Here is a 14,606-nt window from a genome sequence, read left to right as displayed (position 1 = left end):
ATGAAATCCCTTCGTTACCAGGCCCTCGCCCTTGCGGTGCTTGCCGGCCTCTCCCTTGCCGGCGTCGTCGTCGCGCAATCCGCCGCCCCGACACCCGCGCAGCAGAAGGAACTCGATGCCGCCCGCGCCGAACTCGACCGCGCGGCGAAGCGCTACGGCGAACTGGCGCGCAAGTATCGCGGCCTCGACGGCAAGCCGATGAATATCGAACACCATCTGCTGCGCAGGCCGGTGCTGGGGGTGTTGCTGGCACCGGACGCGACCGCCGGCGTGCGCATCGCCGGCGTGACGCCCGAAAGCGCGGCTGCGGAAGCCGGGCTGAAGAGCGGCGATCGGCTGTTGGCCATCGACGGCAGGCAGATCCTCGGCAGCGATGCCGAACTGCGCGTCGACAATGCACGCAGCTTGCTGCGCGCCCTCGAGTCCGGAAAGCAGGTGAAGCTGGACTACCAGCGCGGCTCGGGCAAGGCCAGCGTGAGCGTCGCCCCGCGGCCTGGCAGCCGCATGCTGTTGCTCCCAGAGGGAGATGCCAGGGACCTGGCCATGGGGCAGTTCGACGTCGAGATCGATCACGAGGCGATTCGCAATGGCGTGGACGACGCCATGCGCATGGTGTCGATGCAGGGGCCGCATCTCGACAAGGAGCTCTTGCGGCTGGGCCAATGCAAGGACAAGGACGGTGATTGCGACTTCCCAGTGCTGACCGAGGCCTTCCGCTGGAGCGGGCTGAATCTGTCCTCGCTCGATCCGGAGCTGGGCCGTTACTTCGGCACCGACGATGGCGTGCTGGTGCTGAGCGCCGGCGATGAACTGCAAGGCCTGCGCGCCGGCGACGTGGTGCAGAAGATCGATGGCAGGAAGGTGGAAACGCCGCGCGAGGCAATGGCCGCGCTGCGCGCCAGGCCCGCCGACAGCAGCGTGCGCGTGGATTATCTGCGCGACCGCAAGCCGGGCACCGCGCAGGTCAAGGTGCCCAAGGTCACGCCGTTCCGCATCCCCATGCCACCTGCTCCTCCCGCGCCGCCCGCACCGCCCGCCGCTCCACCGTCACCCTCGACATCGGCCATACCGCCTGCGCCGCCCGCCGCACCGCCACCGCCCGACGCACCACGGGCCATGCAGCAGCGCCGGATCGTGTTGCTCGACGATGAAGCCATGGCCGGGCGCGAGGTCGAAATGCGACGCATGGTCTTCGTCGATCGCGACGGTAAGACCACGGTGCTGGAAGGCGACGATGCGCCACCGCCGCCGCCGGCTCCCGCACCGCCGCCGCCGCCAGCCCCTCCTGTCCTGGACTGAAGCTGGCGAATACGCTGCGGTGCGCGTCGTGGGCAGTCACTCTCCTGCGAATTCTCCGGCGCGCAACGTCTCCGCCTGGCGTCTGACCCAGGCGGTGACCTCGGTGTCGGGCACCAGGCCCCGGCCGTCGGCGACGTACTCCAATCCCTGCAGCACCTCGGCATACGGGCCGAAACCCTGCACGCGGAAGGGAATCACGATCGCGCGCCCGCCTTCGCTGGCCGCACGTTGCACGTAGCTGCGGATTCTGGCGGTGGCCGCCGCGCGCTTGTCAGGCCAGTCCTCGCGCAAGGTCATGACCTGGACGCGCCGGAACGGCAGCGCTTCGCGCACCGCATTGGCGCGCGCGTCGATCCGCGCCAGCCAGCGCTCGTTCTCGGCATCGTCCTCCGGGCCATGCGCCAGCACCAGCACATCCTCCTGCCCGGGCTCGCGGCTGAGCGCGCGGGCACGCTCCACCAGCACGGCGCCCATCTCGGGCGCGTCGGCCAGACCATCCCTGCTGACAGCGAAACTGGCGTCGCTGTCCAGCCGCCACAACGCCATGCTGTGTCCGCCGTGCTGCGCATGCGCCGCATCGTCCGCTTGCGGCTTCGGCGGTGCGCCGGGCTCCAGGCCCAGGATCTGCCGGGTGCGCTGGTACCAGCTCTCGCCGCTGATGAACAACCGCACCACGCCGATCCGCTTCACGCCCTGCCGCTCCAGCGCATCGACTCCCGTCTGCAGACTCGCCGCATCCGCCATGCCGAAAGCGATCCGCATCGGAAACTCGGCCTGCAGCGGAGCCAGGGCCTGGGTGACTTCGCTGTTCCAGGTGTCGCCGCCACCGTGCGCCATCACCAGCACACCGTATTCGTCTGTCTCAGCTGTGGCTGGCAGGACGGCCGCATCGGTCGCACGGGGAGCGGACGCACAGGCGCCAAGCATCGCCGCACCAGCCAGTGCGAGCAGGGCGCCGCGCATGCGCGATGCGCTCGCAGGTCGTCGCCTATCTGAAGTCATGAGGTTCTCCTGCCCGGATGACAGCCGGGGTGGGTGGGCGTTGGATGCGGGATCGATGCCAGGCTGATCATTTGTCGTCACCACTCCACCGCGACGCTGAGCGCGAGATTGCGTCCCGCTGCGGTGTAGCGATCCAGCTGGACGCTGTCCGCAGCCACCAGCGGCACGTCGCCGGCATAGAAGTATTTGCGGTCGCCAAGATTGAACAGGCCGGCATCCAGGCGCACACCGGGCGCAAAGCGCCAATGCGCATACAGGTCGAGCACGCCGTAACCCGGGCTTTCGAACGCGCGCACCGGTTCCGCACCCGGTTGCGGATCGGACGCCGACGGCAGGCGATCGCGGCGACCCACGAACCGCGCTGCCAGCTCCGCACCCCAGGCTTCGCGCTGGAAGGCGATGCCCAGCGAGGCGGTCGGCGGCTCGACTCCATCCAGCGGCACGTCCTCGGTCTCGTTGTCGCCACGCGACCAGGCCGCCGCGCCACGCAGCGACCAACCCTGCAGCGCGCCCGACAGCGCACCCAGATCGAGACCGGCCCTGGCCTCCGCGCCGTAGATCGTCGCTTCGGCGACGTTGCGCGACTGGAACACAAGCAGCTGACGCACCGGATCGAAGCCGACCACGGCCATCGATTCGATGAAATCGTCGTATCGGTTGTAATACCCGGTCAGTTCGGCAAAGAGGACGCGGCTGCCGTAGCGCAGCCCCGCTTCCAGCCCGTCGCTGGTTTCCGGACGCAGGTCGGGGTTGGCGATCGCGGTATAGCCGAACTGCACGTTGGTGAAGCCGATATTGACGTCGTTGTACGGCGGCGCACGGAAACCGCGCGCATAGCCGGCGAACAGCGACCAGCCGGGCGCGAAGCGCCAGACCGCGCCGAGCTTGGGCGACACGCTGGTCTGGCTGATTTCCGCGACCGCGACACCGGGATTGTCCTCGGCGAAGATCGCGTCGACCTCGGGCTGCAGCTGGTAGTGATCGATGCGCAGCGCCGGGATCAGCCGGAACGCGCCGCCTGCGAACCCGACTTCGTCCTGCAGGTACAGCGCCGCATTGCTGGTTTCGCTGATCGGGAAATCGCGCACCGGAAACGCGTCCGGCAGCATCACCGGCGTGGTCGCGCCGGTGTCGAGGAAGGTGCGCAGGCCATCGCGCTTCTGCCGTATGCGCGTGCGCGACAGATCGATGCCATAGGCCAGGTCGTGACGCACGGCGCCTTCGAAGGCCTTGCGGAAATTCGCCTGCAGCCCGTACACGCGCTGATCGAAATTGAAGCGGCGGTCGCGCCGGTCGCGCAGCGCCGGCGAGAACAGCGATGCGGGCACCTCGCGCACTTCGCTGGTGTCCTGGGTGGTCTCGCTGTCCTGGCGATAGACCTGCCAGTCCAGGCTGTCGGCGAAGCCGGCGTCGACCATGTCCATTTCGTGCACCACGGCTACGCGGGCGCGCGTCTGGTGGTCGTCTGCGGTCACCGACAGGTTGTTCGCGCCGGTCATCGGCTGCAACCCGCGCAGGGTCAGCAGGTCGGTATCGGCGCCGTCCTCGTTGCCTTCGACGACCAGCTTGAAGCGCTGGCCTTGGTCCGGTGTGTACACCAGCTTCGACAGCAGGCTGCGCCCGTCGCGCTGCTGCGGATTGGGTCGGGTGCGCGCGGCGCCGCTGCTCCCGACTTCGCCCTGGTTCTCGGTTTCGGTGCCCTGGCGATGGCCCACCGCCACCAGACCGGACCAGCGTTCGCCACCGAGGGCCGCGGTGGCGCCGCCGAACAGGCCGTTCCAGTCGCTCTCGAAGCCGAGCTTGAAGTCGAAGTAGGCGTCCTTGCCGTCCTTCAGATAGTCCGAAGGGTCCTTGGTCAGAAACGAGACCACGCCGCCGAGCGCGTCCGAGCCGTACAGCGAGCTGGTCGGACCGCGCACCACCTCGACCCGCTTCAATGTGTCGAGGTCGACGAAGTTGCGGCTGGCATTCGAGAAGCTGCCGATGGCGAAGGCATCGGGCACGGCGATGCCATCGGTCTGGATGCGTACCCGGTTTCCGCCCAGGCCGCGAATGCGGATGTCGCCGATGCCGAAGCGGCCGATGCTGCTGCCCACACTGATGCCCGGTTCGTGGCGGAACAGATCCTTGAGATCGCGCACGAGCAGCTCGTCCATGCGCTCCCGACTGATGATGTCGACGGTATTGGGCACGTCGGCGAGCGCCCGCTCGGTCCGCGTTGCGGTGACCGTGATGCGGTCGAATTCGGTGGCCGTGGAATCGGACGGATCCGCCGGATCCGCCGGATCCGCAGGATCCGGATCCGGCGATCCTGCATGCACGGGCAGCAGCCCGGTCAATGCCAGCGACAGGGCGGCACAGAGCAGTGTGGGACGCATGGAAGACTCGACGAAAGAAGAAGGCTTTCGGCGGGCTGGCTTCCGGTGCGACCGGGACGGCTGGCAGCCGGGAGAGAGGGTGCGGTCCGACTATTGGCCGGGCCGGATTACTTGGTGAGGATCAGCTTGTCGTTGCGGGTATGACGCAGCCGGTAGCACTCGCCGCCATGACGGATGAGCAGTTCGCGCTGGCCTTGCAGGAGCCGGGTACTGTCGACTTCGGCAACGCGGGCATCCGCTGATCCGACGCTCGACCGGACGGCCACGCGATCGTCGGAGAATGAATTGGACGGGACATGCAGCATCGCGGCGGGCTCCGGTGTCGACTGGATCAAATGATATTGATTCTCATTTGAAAGTCAATCGCATCTAGCCATCGGCGCAGGCCATGCCGCCGTCTCCCTATAATGTCCGCCACCCCTCCTCCGGGGAGTAGCCCGAAGCGGATTCGCCGAATCCACCGGTGGCGCGTCAACACACTTGGCCGGCAGGCCATGGCGCGCGAACGGCCGCACAGCGGCCGTGGGCAAGACCGAAGGCAGGCACTGCGCAACCCGGGCCGGGCGACGCAGCGCCTTGCTTTCGCGTCCACCGCTCGTCCGGCCCCGGAATCCCCAATGCTCGACCTGTTGGCAGGACGCGACTTCCCCTTGGCCGCGGCCCTGGTGTCGGCCGGCGCCGTCGCGCTGGCGGAGATCGGCGACAAGACCCAGCTGCTCGCGCTGCTGCTGGCTGCCCGCTTCCGTCGCCCGTGGCCCATCATCGCCGGCATCCTGGTCGCCACCCTGCTCAACCATGCGCTGGCCGGATGGCTCGGCGCGCTGGTCGCGGATTGGCTGACACCGGGCGTGCTGCGCTGGATCGTCGCGGGCAGCTTCGCGGCCATCGCGCTATGGACGCTGATGCCCGACCGGATCGACGAGCAGCAGCCATTGCCCGCACGCGGCGCCTTCATCGCCACCACATTGGCCTTCTTCGTGGCCGAGATCGGCGACAAGACCCAGGTCGCGACGGTGTTGCTGGCCGCGAAATACAGCCCGCTGTGGGAGGTGGTCGTCGGCACCACCGCAGGAATGCTGTTGGCGAATGTACCGGTGGTCCTGCTGGGCAGCCGTTTCGCGGATCGCCTGCCGCTGAGCACTGCGAGAGTGGTGGCGGCTGTGGTGTTTGCGGCCCTGGCAGTCTGGGTGGCACTGCGTGGGGTGGGATGAGCCACGCGCGGGTGTCGAGTCAGTGAGGACGTTGCCGGCGATCGTGCGCCACCGGCGCGGACAGGCCCTACACTGCGCCCGGACCCGACCAGGGATAGCCGATGCGGTGGTTGTCGATGCAATGGCTGCGCGAACTCTATGCGCGTGCGCTCGCACGCCCGGACGAGTTGATGCTGCAGGTCGGCGCGGATGGGGAGCTGCTGGTGGCGCGCGTACGCGCGCTGATGTCCGCCCTGATCCTGCTGCTGCCGCTGGTACACGGCCTGAGCGGCGGCAAGACCAGCGAGATGCTGATCGGTCTCGGCGCAGCGGTGGTCGTGAACATCGCGGCCCAGATCTGGCTGGCGCTGGCACGGCGGCGGCGCATGTACCGCTGGTTGCCGTACGCCACCGGCACCTACGATGTGACCGTCACCACCGGGGTGCTGGTGTTGCTGGCCTTCGGCGACCGCGCTGCGGGCCTCAACAGCATGGTCGTGTGGGGCTTCTACCTGCTCGCGGTCGCGATGACCGCGCTGCGCAACGACGGGCGCCTGACCGTCTACGTGGGCGGGCTGGCCATCGCCCAGTTCGGCCTGCTGGCCCTGGTCGTGCTGCAGGGCGCGCAATCGCCCGAACAGCTGATGTCGATCGATTACGGAACCGCATCCGCTTCCAACGTACTGCAGCGCCTGATCCTGCTGCTGCTGATGACGCTGCTGACCGGCGCCGTCGTGTTCCGGATGCAGCGATTGATCGAGCTCTCCGGCAACGATGGCCTCACCGGGCTCCCCAACCGCTCGTGGTTGCTGCAGCGCATGCCCGGCCTGTACGAATCGCTGCGCAGGGACGGCGGATCGTTGACCCTGGCGCTGCTGGACATCGACAACTTCCGCCGCGTCAACGACGCCGCCGGGCATCTCGATGGCGATCGCGCCATTCGCCACGTCGCCGCGCTGCTGCGCGGCATGCTGCAGGAAGACGAGCACGTGGTGCGCCTGGGCGGCCAGGAGTTCGTGCTGGTGCTGCGCTGCCCGATCGGCAGCGCCTGGGAGCGCGTGGAGCGAACCAGGCGCGAACTGGCGACCAAACCGTTCGCAGTGGAACGCGGCAACGACAGCTTTACCCTGACCTACAGCGGCGGTCTGGCCAGCTGGCCGCAGGACGGCAGCGACACGGCAGCGCTGCTCGGTACCGCCGACCGGCGCCTGCAGGGGGCCAAACATGCCGGCCGCAACCGGGTGCTGGCGCGCGATCTCTGATCGTGCGCGCGGACTGGGCCGCGACGGTCGCGCCCGCTTCCGGCTGAAGGTCAAGAGCAGGCGCGGCGTCCGCTCCCCACACACGTCTGCAGCCCCAGCCGCGCAGCGGAGGCGGAAAGCGCGTCGCGCGCGGTTGCCCGCCTTGGACGGGTGCCCTACCCTGCGCCGGACTACGACGAACCGGCAGGCGGGGATCGATGGAAGCTCTTGGACGGATCGGCTTCGGCCTGTTCGGATTGGCGGTGCTGCTCGGCATCGCCTGGTTGTTCTCGAACAACAAGCGTGCGGTCGACTGGAAGCTGGTCATTGTCGGGGTCACCCTGCAGGTCGCCTTCGCCGCGCTGGTGCTGCTGGTGCCGGGCGGACGCGAAGTCTTCGACGCGCTCGGGCGCGGCTTCGTCAAGCTGCTCGAGTTCACCGGCGTCGGCACGGCGCTGGTGTTCGGCGACCTGTCATTGCCGGCGAAGTTCGGCTTCATCTTCGCCTTCCAGGTGCTGCCGACGATCATCTTCTTCGCCGCCCTGATGGGCATCCTCTACCACCTGGGCGTGATGCAGTGGATCGTGCGTGGCATGGCCTGGGCGATCACCAAGGTGATGCGCGTATCAGGCGCGGAAACCACCAGCGTGTGCGCCAGCATCTTTATCGGCCAGACCGAGGCGCCGCTCACCATCCGGCCCTATATCGGACGCATGACCCAGTCGGAACTGCTGACGATCATGGTCGGCGGCATGGCCCATATCGCGGGCGGCGTGCTGGCCGCCTACGTGGGCATGCTCGGCGGCACCGACCCGGTGCAGCAGGCGTATTACGCCAAGCATCTGCTGACCGCATCGATCATGGCCGCGCCGGCGACGCTAGTGATCTCGAAGATCCTGGTCCCGGAAACCCAGGAACCGCTGACCCGCGGCCAGGTCAAGATGGAAGTCGAGAAGACGACCGCGAACGTGATCGACGCCGCAGCGGGCGGGGCCAGCGACGGGCTCAGGCTCGCGCTCAACGTCGGCGCCATGCTGCTCGCCTTCACCGCACTGATCGCACTGATCAACGCGCCGCTGATCTGGCTGGGAGATATCACCGGCATCGCCGCGATGCTCGGCCGGCCAACGGATCTGGGCAGCCTGCTGGGCTACGTGCTGGCGCCGCTGGCCTGGGTGATCGGAGTGCCCTGGCAGGATGCGACGGTGGTCGGCGGGCTGATCGGACAGAAGATCGTGCTCAACGAATTCATCGCCTACCTGCAGCTGTCCGACATCATCCAGGGCAAGGTGGCGGGCGTGACCCTGAGCGAGCACGGGCGGCTGGTCGCGGCGTATGCGCTGTGCGGGTTCGCGAACTTTTCCTCGATTGCGATCCAGATCGGCGGCATCGGCGGCCTCGCCCCCGAACGCCGGCACGATCTGGCCAAGTTCGGGCTGAAGGCGGTACTGGGCGGATCGATCGCCACGTTCATGACCGCCACCATCGCCGGCGTGCTGAGCCGCTTCGGGGCCTGACGCCATGGGCGGGCGCGTGGTCGTCGTCGGTTCGTTCAACGTCGACCATGTCTGGCGCTGCCAGGCGCTGCCTCAGCCGGGCGAGACCGTGAGCGGTGCGTACGCGACCGGACCGGGCGGCAAGGGCTTCAACCAGGCCATCGCCGCGCAGCGCGCGGGCGCGCCCACCTCATTCCTGTGCGCGCTCGGCGAAGATGCCGGCGCACAGCTGGCACGTTCTCTCGCCGAAGCCGACGGGCTGGACCTGCGCGACCGCCGCAGCCACGCGCCGACCGGCAGCGCCGGGATCTATGTCGATGCGCAGGGCCGCAACAGCATCGTCATCGGGCCGGGAGCGAACGATGACCTGGATCCGGCATTCATCGCCGACAGCGCGACGTTGCTCGCGTCCGCGTCGGTGGTCCTCGCCCAGCTCGAAGTTCCCGCTTCCACGGTGCTGGCCGCGTTGCGCGCGGCGCGCGATGGCGGGGCGACCACGGTACTCAATCCCGCACCGGCCAACGTCGCCTGCGATGCGCAGCTGCTGGCGCTGGCCGACGTGCTGACGCCCAACGAGACCGAATTCGCCGCGCTCGCACGCGTCCACCTGTCCGAACCGCTCCAGGCGGACGCGGTCGCAGGCCTGCCCGGCGCGCAGCTGCACGCGCTGTGCCGCGCGTTGCTTCCCGCCGGCAGCGTGGTCCTGACCCTGGGCGCGGCGGGCAGTTTCGTATCCCACGCGCCAGACCGCACGCATGGCGACGATGCGCCCTGGTACCGGGTGCCGGCCGAACGGGTGGCGACGGTCGACACCACGGGTGCGGGCGATGCCTTCAACGGTGCGCTTGCGGCTTCCTGGGCGACCCGCGCACAGGCATTCGCCGAACACGTGCGCTTCGCCGGGCGTTTTGCCGCGCTGTCGACGGAATTGCACGGCGCCGCGGCCGCCATGCCGCGCAGGGCCGAGGTCGAGGCGCGCTTCCCTGGCTGACGGACCGTGCGCTCCGACCCGAGTCCGGCCTCGGTTCAATTGTTAATGCGAATAATTCGCATTAACATGACGGGCTTTCCGAACAACCCTGGCCCATGCCCCGTATCCGCCTGCTTGCCGCCGCCATCCTCGGCGCCTTCGCCCTGCCCGCCCTCGCCGACGACCCCGTCAACACCCTCGACAGGGTGACGGTCTCGGCCAGTACCAGCCGCATACCGGATTCGGCATCGGCGCTGCCCAGCACCATCACCGTGATCGACCAGGAACAGCTGCAGCAGCAGCTCGCGGTGACCCAGGACATCTCGCAGGTGCTGGCGAACCTGGTGCCTTCGTTCGCGCCATCGCGGCAGAAGCTTACGAACAGCGGCGAAACCCTGCGCGGTCGCAAGCCGCTATACCTGGTCGACGGCGTGCCGCAGTCCACGCCGCTGCGCGACGGCGGCCGCGACGGCCACACCCTCGATCCGGCGATGATCGAGCGCATCGAAGTCATCCACGGCGCCAATGCGCTGCAGGGCCTGGGCGCGTCCGGCGGCATCATCAACATCATCACCAAGCGTGCGCCTCGCCAGGATGGCAACAGCTTCCAGGACGTGAGCATCGCCGCCAGCACGGCACTGCCGCACGAGAGCGACAGCACTGGCTATCGCGCTTCGTACCTGTTCGGCACCCGCAGCGGGGCGTTCGACTTCGTGGGCGGCGCGTCCTACGCCAGCGAGGGCCTGTACTACGACGGAGACGGCAAACCGCTGGCCATCAACGCCGTGCAGGGCGACCTGATGGACTCGCGCAGCTACAACCTGTTCGCCAAGGGCGGCTGGAACATCGACGCAGACCGTCGCCTGCAACTCACCGCCAACCGTTACCAGCTGCAGGGCAACAACGATTACGTCGTGGTCGAAGGCGATGCCGTCAGCGGCATCCCCGCCAGCTCCGAACGCGGCGATCCGGAAGGCGAAGGCCCGCGCAACCGCACCACCTCGGTGGTGCTGGACTACACCGACAAGTCGCTCGCCGGCGGTTACCTGCAGGCGCAGGTGTACTGGGTCGACTTCGCGGCGCTGTACGGCGACAGCGACTGGGGCGACTTCTGGGGCGACGGACGCGACCCGGATTGGCACGACCAGTCGCAGAACCTGTCGGAAAAGACCGGCGGGAAGTTCAGCTGGTCGCGCGGCGATCTGTTCGGCCTGCGCCTGCGCGCGACGCTGGGCCTGGACCTGGCCCGCGACACCACGTCGCAGGAACTGATCCGCGCAGGCCTGGACTGGGTGCCGGAAACCACCTACGAATCCCGGTCGCCATTCGTGCAGGCCGAGTGGTGGCTGACCGACACGCTGATGCTGACCGGCGGACTGCGCCACGAGCGCGGCAAGCTGCAGGTCGACGACTACACCACGATCCCGGCCAACGCCGGCGGCAGCCGCTTCGTCGAGGGCGGTTCCCCGACCACCAGCGAAACCCTGCCCAACATCGGCCTGGTCTGGGAGGCCACCGATGCGCTGAAGTTGTATGCATCGTATTCGGAGGGCTATACCGTCGCGGACATCGGCCGCGTGCTGCGTGCGATCAACCAGCCCGATCAGCGCGTCGACAGCCTGGTCGACCTGTCTCCGGTGGTTGCCGACAATCGTGAGATCGGCCTGGACTACGGCGATGACCGTTGGCTCGCCCACCTCGCCGCCTACTGGTCGGATTCCGACCTCGGCTCGCGCCTGGCCTTCGATCCGGCGACCGCGACCTACAACGTCGCGCGCGAGCGCACCGAAATCCGCGGCATCGAAGGCAATCTTGCGTTCCGCTTCTCCGAAGCCGGGCGCATCGGTCTGGGCTACGCCACCACCCACGCCCGCTACGACAGCGATGGCGACGGCCACGTCGACAGCGATCTGCCCGGCATCAACGTCAGTCCCGACCGCGTGACCGCGTTCTGGACCCAGGCCTGGACGCCCGGATTCGATACCCGGCTGCAGGCCGGTCGTGCGTTCGATCGTGATTTCGACAGCTCCGACAACGACTTCGACGGCTACACCACGGTCGACCTGCTCGGCCGCTTCAGGCTGCCGCTGGGCACGCTCAGCATCGGCATCGAGAATCTGCTCGGCGAGCAGTACATCGCATACAACTCGCAGACCACGCCGCCGCGCGACGACACCTATACCGCCGGGCGCGGCCGGGTGCTGACGCTGGGCTGGTCGCACCGGTTCTGATCCGGGACGCCATGCGCGCATGACGGCATCCGCATCGCCCCGATCCCCGCGCCGCCGCCTGCGGGCGGCGTTGTCATGGCTGCACCTGTGGTGCGGGCTGGTGGTCGGCAGCGTGTTCGCGCTGGTCGCGCTGGCGGGCACGGTGTTGGTGTTCCATGTCGAGCTGCTGCGTCTGCAGCATCCGCAGATCACCGCTCACCAGCCAGTCGCCGACGGCCGGGTATTGGCGCGCATCGTCGAGGAGTGGCGGCCGCACGGCCTGCGCTCGCTCGACCTGCCGCGCACGGAACTACCGGTCTGGCAGGGCTATTTCGAGGATGGACACCGCGGCTACTTCTCGCCTGAGGACGGCAGCCTGCTGCTGGCGCGCAGTCACCGCGACGACTGGCTGCTGTGGCTGCACGAGCTGCATGTCGAACTGCTCGGCGGTGAGGCCGGCAAGGAGGTGCTCGGCATCGCCGGCTGGATCGCGCTCGGCCTGCTGCTGACCGGCCTGTATCTGTGGTGGCCGAAGCGCAACTGGCTGGCGCAGCTGAAATTCCATGCCGGCCCGCCGACCCGACGCTGGCTCAGCTGGCACCGCAGCAGCGGCGTGGTGCTGTTGCCGCTGGTGCTGCTGATCGCGCTGACCGGGGTCGGCATGGTCTATTCGCAGGGTTTCCGCACGGCGCTTACCGCGCTGTTCGGCGGCGCGACCCACGACACACCCCTTGCCGTCGGTACTGCCCACGCGCCCGATTGGAGCCGGGTGCTTGGCGAAGTCCAGGCCGCACTGCCCGGCGCCCAGGTGAATCGGCTGTCGGTACCCACCCGCGGCGACGGCATCGTTGGCTTCCGGGCACGCGCCCCCGGCGAATGGCACCCGGTCGGCCGCAGCGAGATCCACCTAGATGCGACGGGATCGATCCTGCAGGTCGTCGACGCCACCGCCGACCCGTTGGGCACGCGCATGCACCAGGCGATCTATCCCCTGCACATCGGCGCGGTTGGTGGCTGGCTGTACCGGATCGCGGTTGCGATTTCGGGACTGGTGCCGGCGTTTCTGCTGTGCACCGGCTTCCTGTTCTGGCGCCGCCGCCGCGGCAAGCACTGAGCCAGTACGCGTTCGTCAATCCGACAGCGGTATGGACGACTGCGCGAAGCTGTACTGCCAACCCGTCGGCGTGCACAGGTATACATCGCTGAACCAGAGCCGGTAGTCCACAGGCTGCCCGCGTTCACGGCCCTTGACATGCAGCAGCGCGCTGATTACGGCGATCTCTCCGATGAAGCGCACGCTCTGTTGCTTGTCGTGCTGACGTTCGTAGTGTGCGGCCTGGGTGCGCGCCTCCATGACCAGGTCGGCCTTGCGCGCCTGCTTGCCACGACCGGTGACCAGGGCGAAGTCGTCGGGCAGCAGCCGTTCGATCGAATCGGCATCGTTGCGTAACACGGCATCCTGGTACTGCCGGTCCAGTTCGATGATGACCGCGGCGTCGCGTGGACACCCGGCCACCGCCTGCGCGGTCCATAGCACGGCCATGGCCGCGGCGATTAAGCGTTGAGGCATCACGATGCTCCCGATCCATATCGGCGCCAGCCTGCCTCGTGGGAGCAGCGAATGCTCGCTGTTTTCGGACTCCGTAGGCAGATCCGAACCGATGTTTCGCACGCGGGCCGTGATGGCGCGCATTGCCGATCGGCCGCCTCTACAATGCGCAGCATGCGCATCGGCACCTATCGCATTGAGCCCAGAGTGATCCTCGCGCCCATGGCGGGCGTCACCGACAAGCCGTTCCGGCAGCTGTGCAAGCAGCTGGGCGCGGGGCTGGCCGTGTCGGAGATGACCACCAGCGATCCGCGCTTCTGGAACACGCGCAAATCGCTGCACCGGATGGATCACGCCGGCGAACCGGATCCGGTCAGTGTGCAGATCGCCGGCACCGTGCCCGCCGTCATGGCCGCGGCCGCGCGCTACAACGTGGAGCACGGCGCACAGCTGATCGACATCAACATGGGCTGTCCGGCGAAGAAGGTCTGCAACGCCTGGGCCGGCTCGGCGCTGATGCGCGATGAAGCGTTGGTGGCGCGGATCGTCTCGGCGGTCGTGGCTGCGGTGGACGTGCCGGTCACGCTGAAGATCCGCACCGGCTGGGACACCGACCACCGCAACGCGCCGTGCATCGCGCGTATCGCCGAAGACTGCGGCATCGCCGCGCTCGCGGTGCATGGACGCACGCGCGACCAGCAGTACACGGGGACCGCCGAGTACGACACCATCGCCCGGATCAAATCCGAACTGTGTATTCCGGTCATCGCCAACGGCGACATCGGTTCGCCGGAGAAAGCTGCGTTCGTACTGCACCACACCGGCGCCGACGCCGTGATGGTGGGCCGCGCCGCGCAGGGAAGGCCGTGGATCTTCCGCGAGATCGCGCATTTCCTCGCCACCGGCGAGCACCTGCCCCCGATCGCCGCGGCCGAAGTGCGCGACATCCTGCTCGGCCATCTGCGCGCGCTGCACGCGTTCTACGGCGAGCCGGCGGGTGTGCGCATCGCCCGCAAGCATCTGGGCTGGTACGCCAAGCAAGCGGAAGGCCCTGTCGATCAGCAGATGGCCTTTCGCAACGTGGTGAACCGCGCCGACAGTGCGCAGGCGCAGCTTGAACTGACGCGGCATTACTTCGACGGTCTGATCGCCGGCGACCACGGCCTCCGGGCGGCCGCGTGATCGCAGCGATGCTGCCACGGCGCCTCTGGTCGCGTTACCCCAACGCATGAAGGAACACTGCATGGCCCGGTCTTCCCGCCCCGTCTTCC

At 68.2% G+C, this 14,606-nt stretch carries 12 protein-coding genes; 8 read left to right on the top strand and 4 right to left on the bottom strand.

Annotated elements, in window-relative coordinates; genetic code table 11:
* A complete protein-coding gene (locus MC380_RS00125; protein ID WP_242162345.1) occupies positions 1 to 1,299 on the top strand; it encodes a PDZ domain-containing protein in 1,299 nt (432 codons plus the stop codon).
* A 36-nt stretch (positions 1,300 to 1,335) separates the two neighbouring features.
* Here MC380_RS00125 and MC380_RS00120 read toward each other — a convergent pair whose 3' ends face one another.
* The 3 genes from MC380_RS00120 to MC380_RS00110 all read right to left on the bottom strand — a co-directional run bounded on the left by MC380_RS00120 (position 1,336) and on the right by MC380_RS00110 (position 4,984).
* Positions 1,336 to 2,301: a hypothetical protein gene (locus tag MC380_RS00120; RefSeq protein ID WP_242162343.1), complete on the bottom strand. Its 966-nt coding sequence runs from the start codon at positions 2,299 to 2,301 to the stop codon at positions 1,336 to 1,338.
* Between the two features lie 77 nt (positions 2,302 to 2,378).
* Positions 2,379 to 4,679 (bottom strand): TonB-dependent hemoglobin/transferrin/lactoferrin family receptor, encoded by a 2,301-nt coding sequence (locus tag MC380_RS00115; RefSeq protein ID WP_242162341.1) that lies wholly within the window; start codon positions 4,677 to 4,679, stop codon positions 2,379 to 2,381.
* Positions 4,680 to 4,786: 107 nt separating this feature from the next.
* On the bottom strand, positions 4,787 to 4,984 hold the full coding sequence (locus tag MC380_RS00110; RefSeq protein ID WP_242101300.1) for a hemin uptake protein HemP: 198 nt from the start codon (positions 4,982 to 4,984) through the stop codon (positions 4,787 to 4,789).
* A gap of 312 nt (positions 4,985 to 5,296) precedes the next feature.
* Between MC380_RS00110 and MC380_RS00105 the strand changes: the two genes are divergently transcribed.
* From MC380_RS00105 to MC380_RS00075, 6 genes are all read left to right on the top strand, one after another.
* A complete protein-coding gene (locus tag MC380_RS00105; RefSeq protein WP_242101301.1) occupies positions 5,297 to 5,890 on the top strand; it encodes a TMEM165/GDT1 family protein in 594 nt (197 codons plus the stop codon).
* Between the two features lie 101 nt (positions 5,891 to 5,991).
* Positions 5,992 to 7,131 (top strand): GGDEF domain-containing protein, encoded by a 1,140-nt coding sequence (locus MC380_RS00100; protein WP_242162340.1) that lies wholly within the window; start codon positions 5,992 to 5,994, stop codon positions 7,129 to 7,131.
* A 197-nt stretch (positions 7,132 to 7,328) separates the two neighbouring features.
* Positions 7,329 to 8,627 (top strand): nucleoside transporter C-terminal domain-containing protein, encoded by a 1,299-nt coding sequence (locus MC380_RS00095; protein ID WP_242101303.1) that lies wholly within the window; start codon positions 7,329 to 7,331, stop codon positions 8,625 to 8,627.
* A gap of 4 nt (positions 8,628 to 8,631) precedes the next feature.
* Positions 8,632 to 9,597 (top strand): ribokinase, encoded by a 966-nt coding sequence (locus MC380_RS00090; protein ID WP_242162338.1) that lies wholly within the window; start codon positions 8,632 to 8,634, stop codon positions 9,595 to 9,597.
* Positions 9,598 to 9,692: 95 nt separating this feature from the next.
* Complete coding sequence (locus MC380_RS00080; protein ID WP_277929811.1) at positions 9,693 to 11,807, top strand: TonB-dependent receptor; 2,115 nt, start codon at positions 9,693 to 9,695, stop codon at positions 11,805 to 11,807.
* Positions 11,808 to 11,826: 19 nt separating this feature from the next.
* Positions 11,827 to 12,900: a PepSY-associated TM helix domain-containing protein gene (locus tag MC380_RS00075; protein WP_242162336.1), complete on the top strand. Its 1,074-nt coding sequence runs from the start codon at positions 11,827 to 11,829 to the stop codon at positions 12,898 to 12,900.
* Positions 12,901 to 12,915: 15 nt separating this feature from the next.
* On the opposite strand, the gene MC380_RS00070 is transcribed toward MC380_RS00075, so the two are convergent.
* Complete coding sequence (locus MC380_RS00070) at positions 12,916 to 13,356, bottom strand: nuclear transport factor 2 family protein (RefSeq protein WP_242162334.1); 441 nt, start codon at positions 13,354 to 13,356, stop codon at positions 12,916 to 12,918.
* A gap of 153 nt (positions 13,357 to 13,509) precedes the next feature.
* On the opposite strand from MC380_RS00070, the gene dusB reads away from it, so the two are divergent.
* On the top strand, positions 13,510 to 14,517 hold the full coding sequence (gene dusB, locus MC380_RS00065) for a tRNA dihydrouridine synthase DusB (RefSeq protein WP_242162332.1): 1,008 nt from the start codon (positions 13,510 to 13,512) through the stop codon (positions 14,515 to 14,517).
* Positions 14,518 to 14,606: the final 89 nt, after the last annotated feature.

It is taken from the genome of Lysobacter sp. M15 (genome assembly GCF_022662515.1).
In the GTDB taxonomy this organism is placed as follows: Bacteria; Pseudomonadota; Gammaproteobacteria; order Xanthomonadales; family Xanthomonadaceae; genus JAKPBU01.
The sequence above is the reverse complement of the archived record's forward strand: the minus strand, read 5'-3'. Positions and strand labels throughout refer to the sequence as shown.

Excerpts from the sequence above, each read along its gene's own strand:
- MC380_RS00105 (WP_242101301.1), top strand. The coding sequence starts at position 5,297 with ATGCTCGACCTGTTGGCAGGACGCGACTTCCCCTTGGCCGCGGCCCTG.
- MC380_RS00070 (WP_242162334.1), bottom strand. The coding sequence starts at position 13,356 with ATGCCTCAACGCTTAATCGCCGCGGCCATGGCCGTGCTATGGACCGCG.
- MC380_RS00110 (WP_242101300.1), bottom strand. The coding sequence starts at position 4,984 with ATGCTGCATGTCCCGTCCAATTCATTCTCCGACGATCGCGTGGCCGTC.
- MC380_RS00080 (WP_277929811.1), top strand. The coding sequence starts at position 9,693 with ATGCCCCGTATCCGCCTGCTTGCCGCCGCCATCCTCGGCGCCTTCGCC.
- MC380_RS00115 (WP_242162341.1), bottom strand. The coding sequence starts at position 4,679 with ATGCGTCCCACACTGCTCTGTGCCGCCCTGTCGCTGGCATTGACCGGG.
- MC380_RS00090 (WP_242162338.1), top strand. The coding sequence starts at position 8,632 with ATGGGCGGGCGCGTGGTCGTCGTCGGTTCGTTCAACGTCGACCATGTC.
- dusB (WP_242162332.1), top strand. The coding sequence starts at position 13,510 with ATGCGCATCGGCACCTATCGCATTGAGCCCAGAGTGATCCTCGCGCCC.
- MC380_RS00120 (WP_242162343.1), bottom strand. The coding sequence starts at position 2,301 with ATGACTTCAGATAGGCGACGACCTGCGAGCGCATCGCGCATGCGCGGC.
- MC380_RS00095 (WP_242101303.1), top strand. The coding sequence starts at position 7,329 with ATGGAAGCTCTTGGACGGATCGGCTTCGGCCTGTTCGGATTGGCGGTG.
- MC380_RS00075 (WP_242162336.1), top strand. The coding sequence starts at position 11,827 with ATGACGGCATCCGCATCGCCCCGATCCCCGCGCCGCCGCCTGCGGGCG.
- MC380_RS00125 (WP_242162345.1), top strand. The coding sequence starts at position 1 with ATGAAATCCCTTCGTTACCAGGCCCTCGCCCTTGCGGTGCTTGCCGGC.
- MC380_RS00100 (WP_242162340.1), top strand. The coding sequence starts at position 5,992 with ATGCGGTGGTTGTCGATGCAATGGCTGCGCGAACTCTATGCGCGTGCG.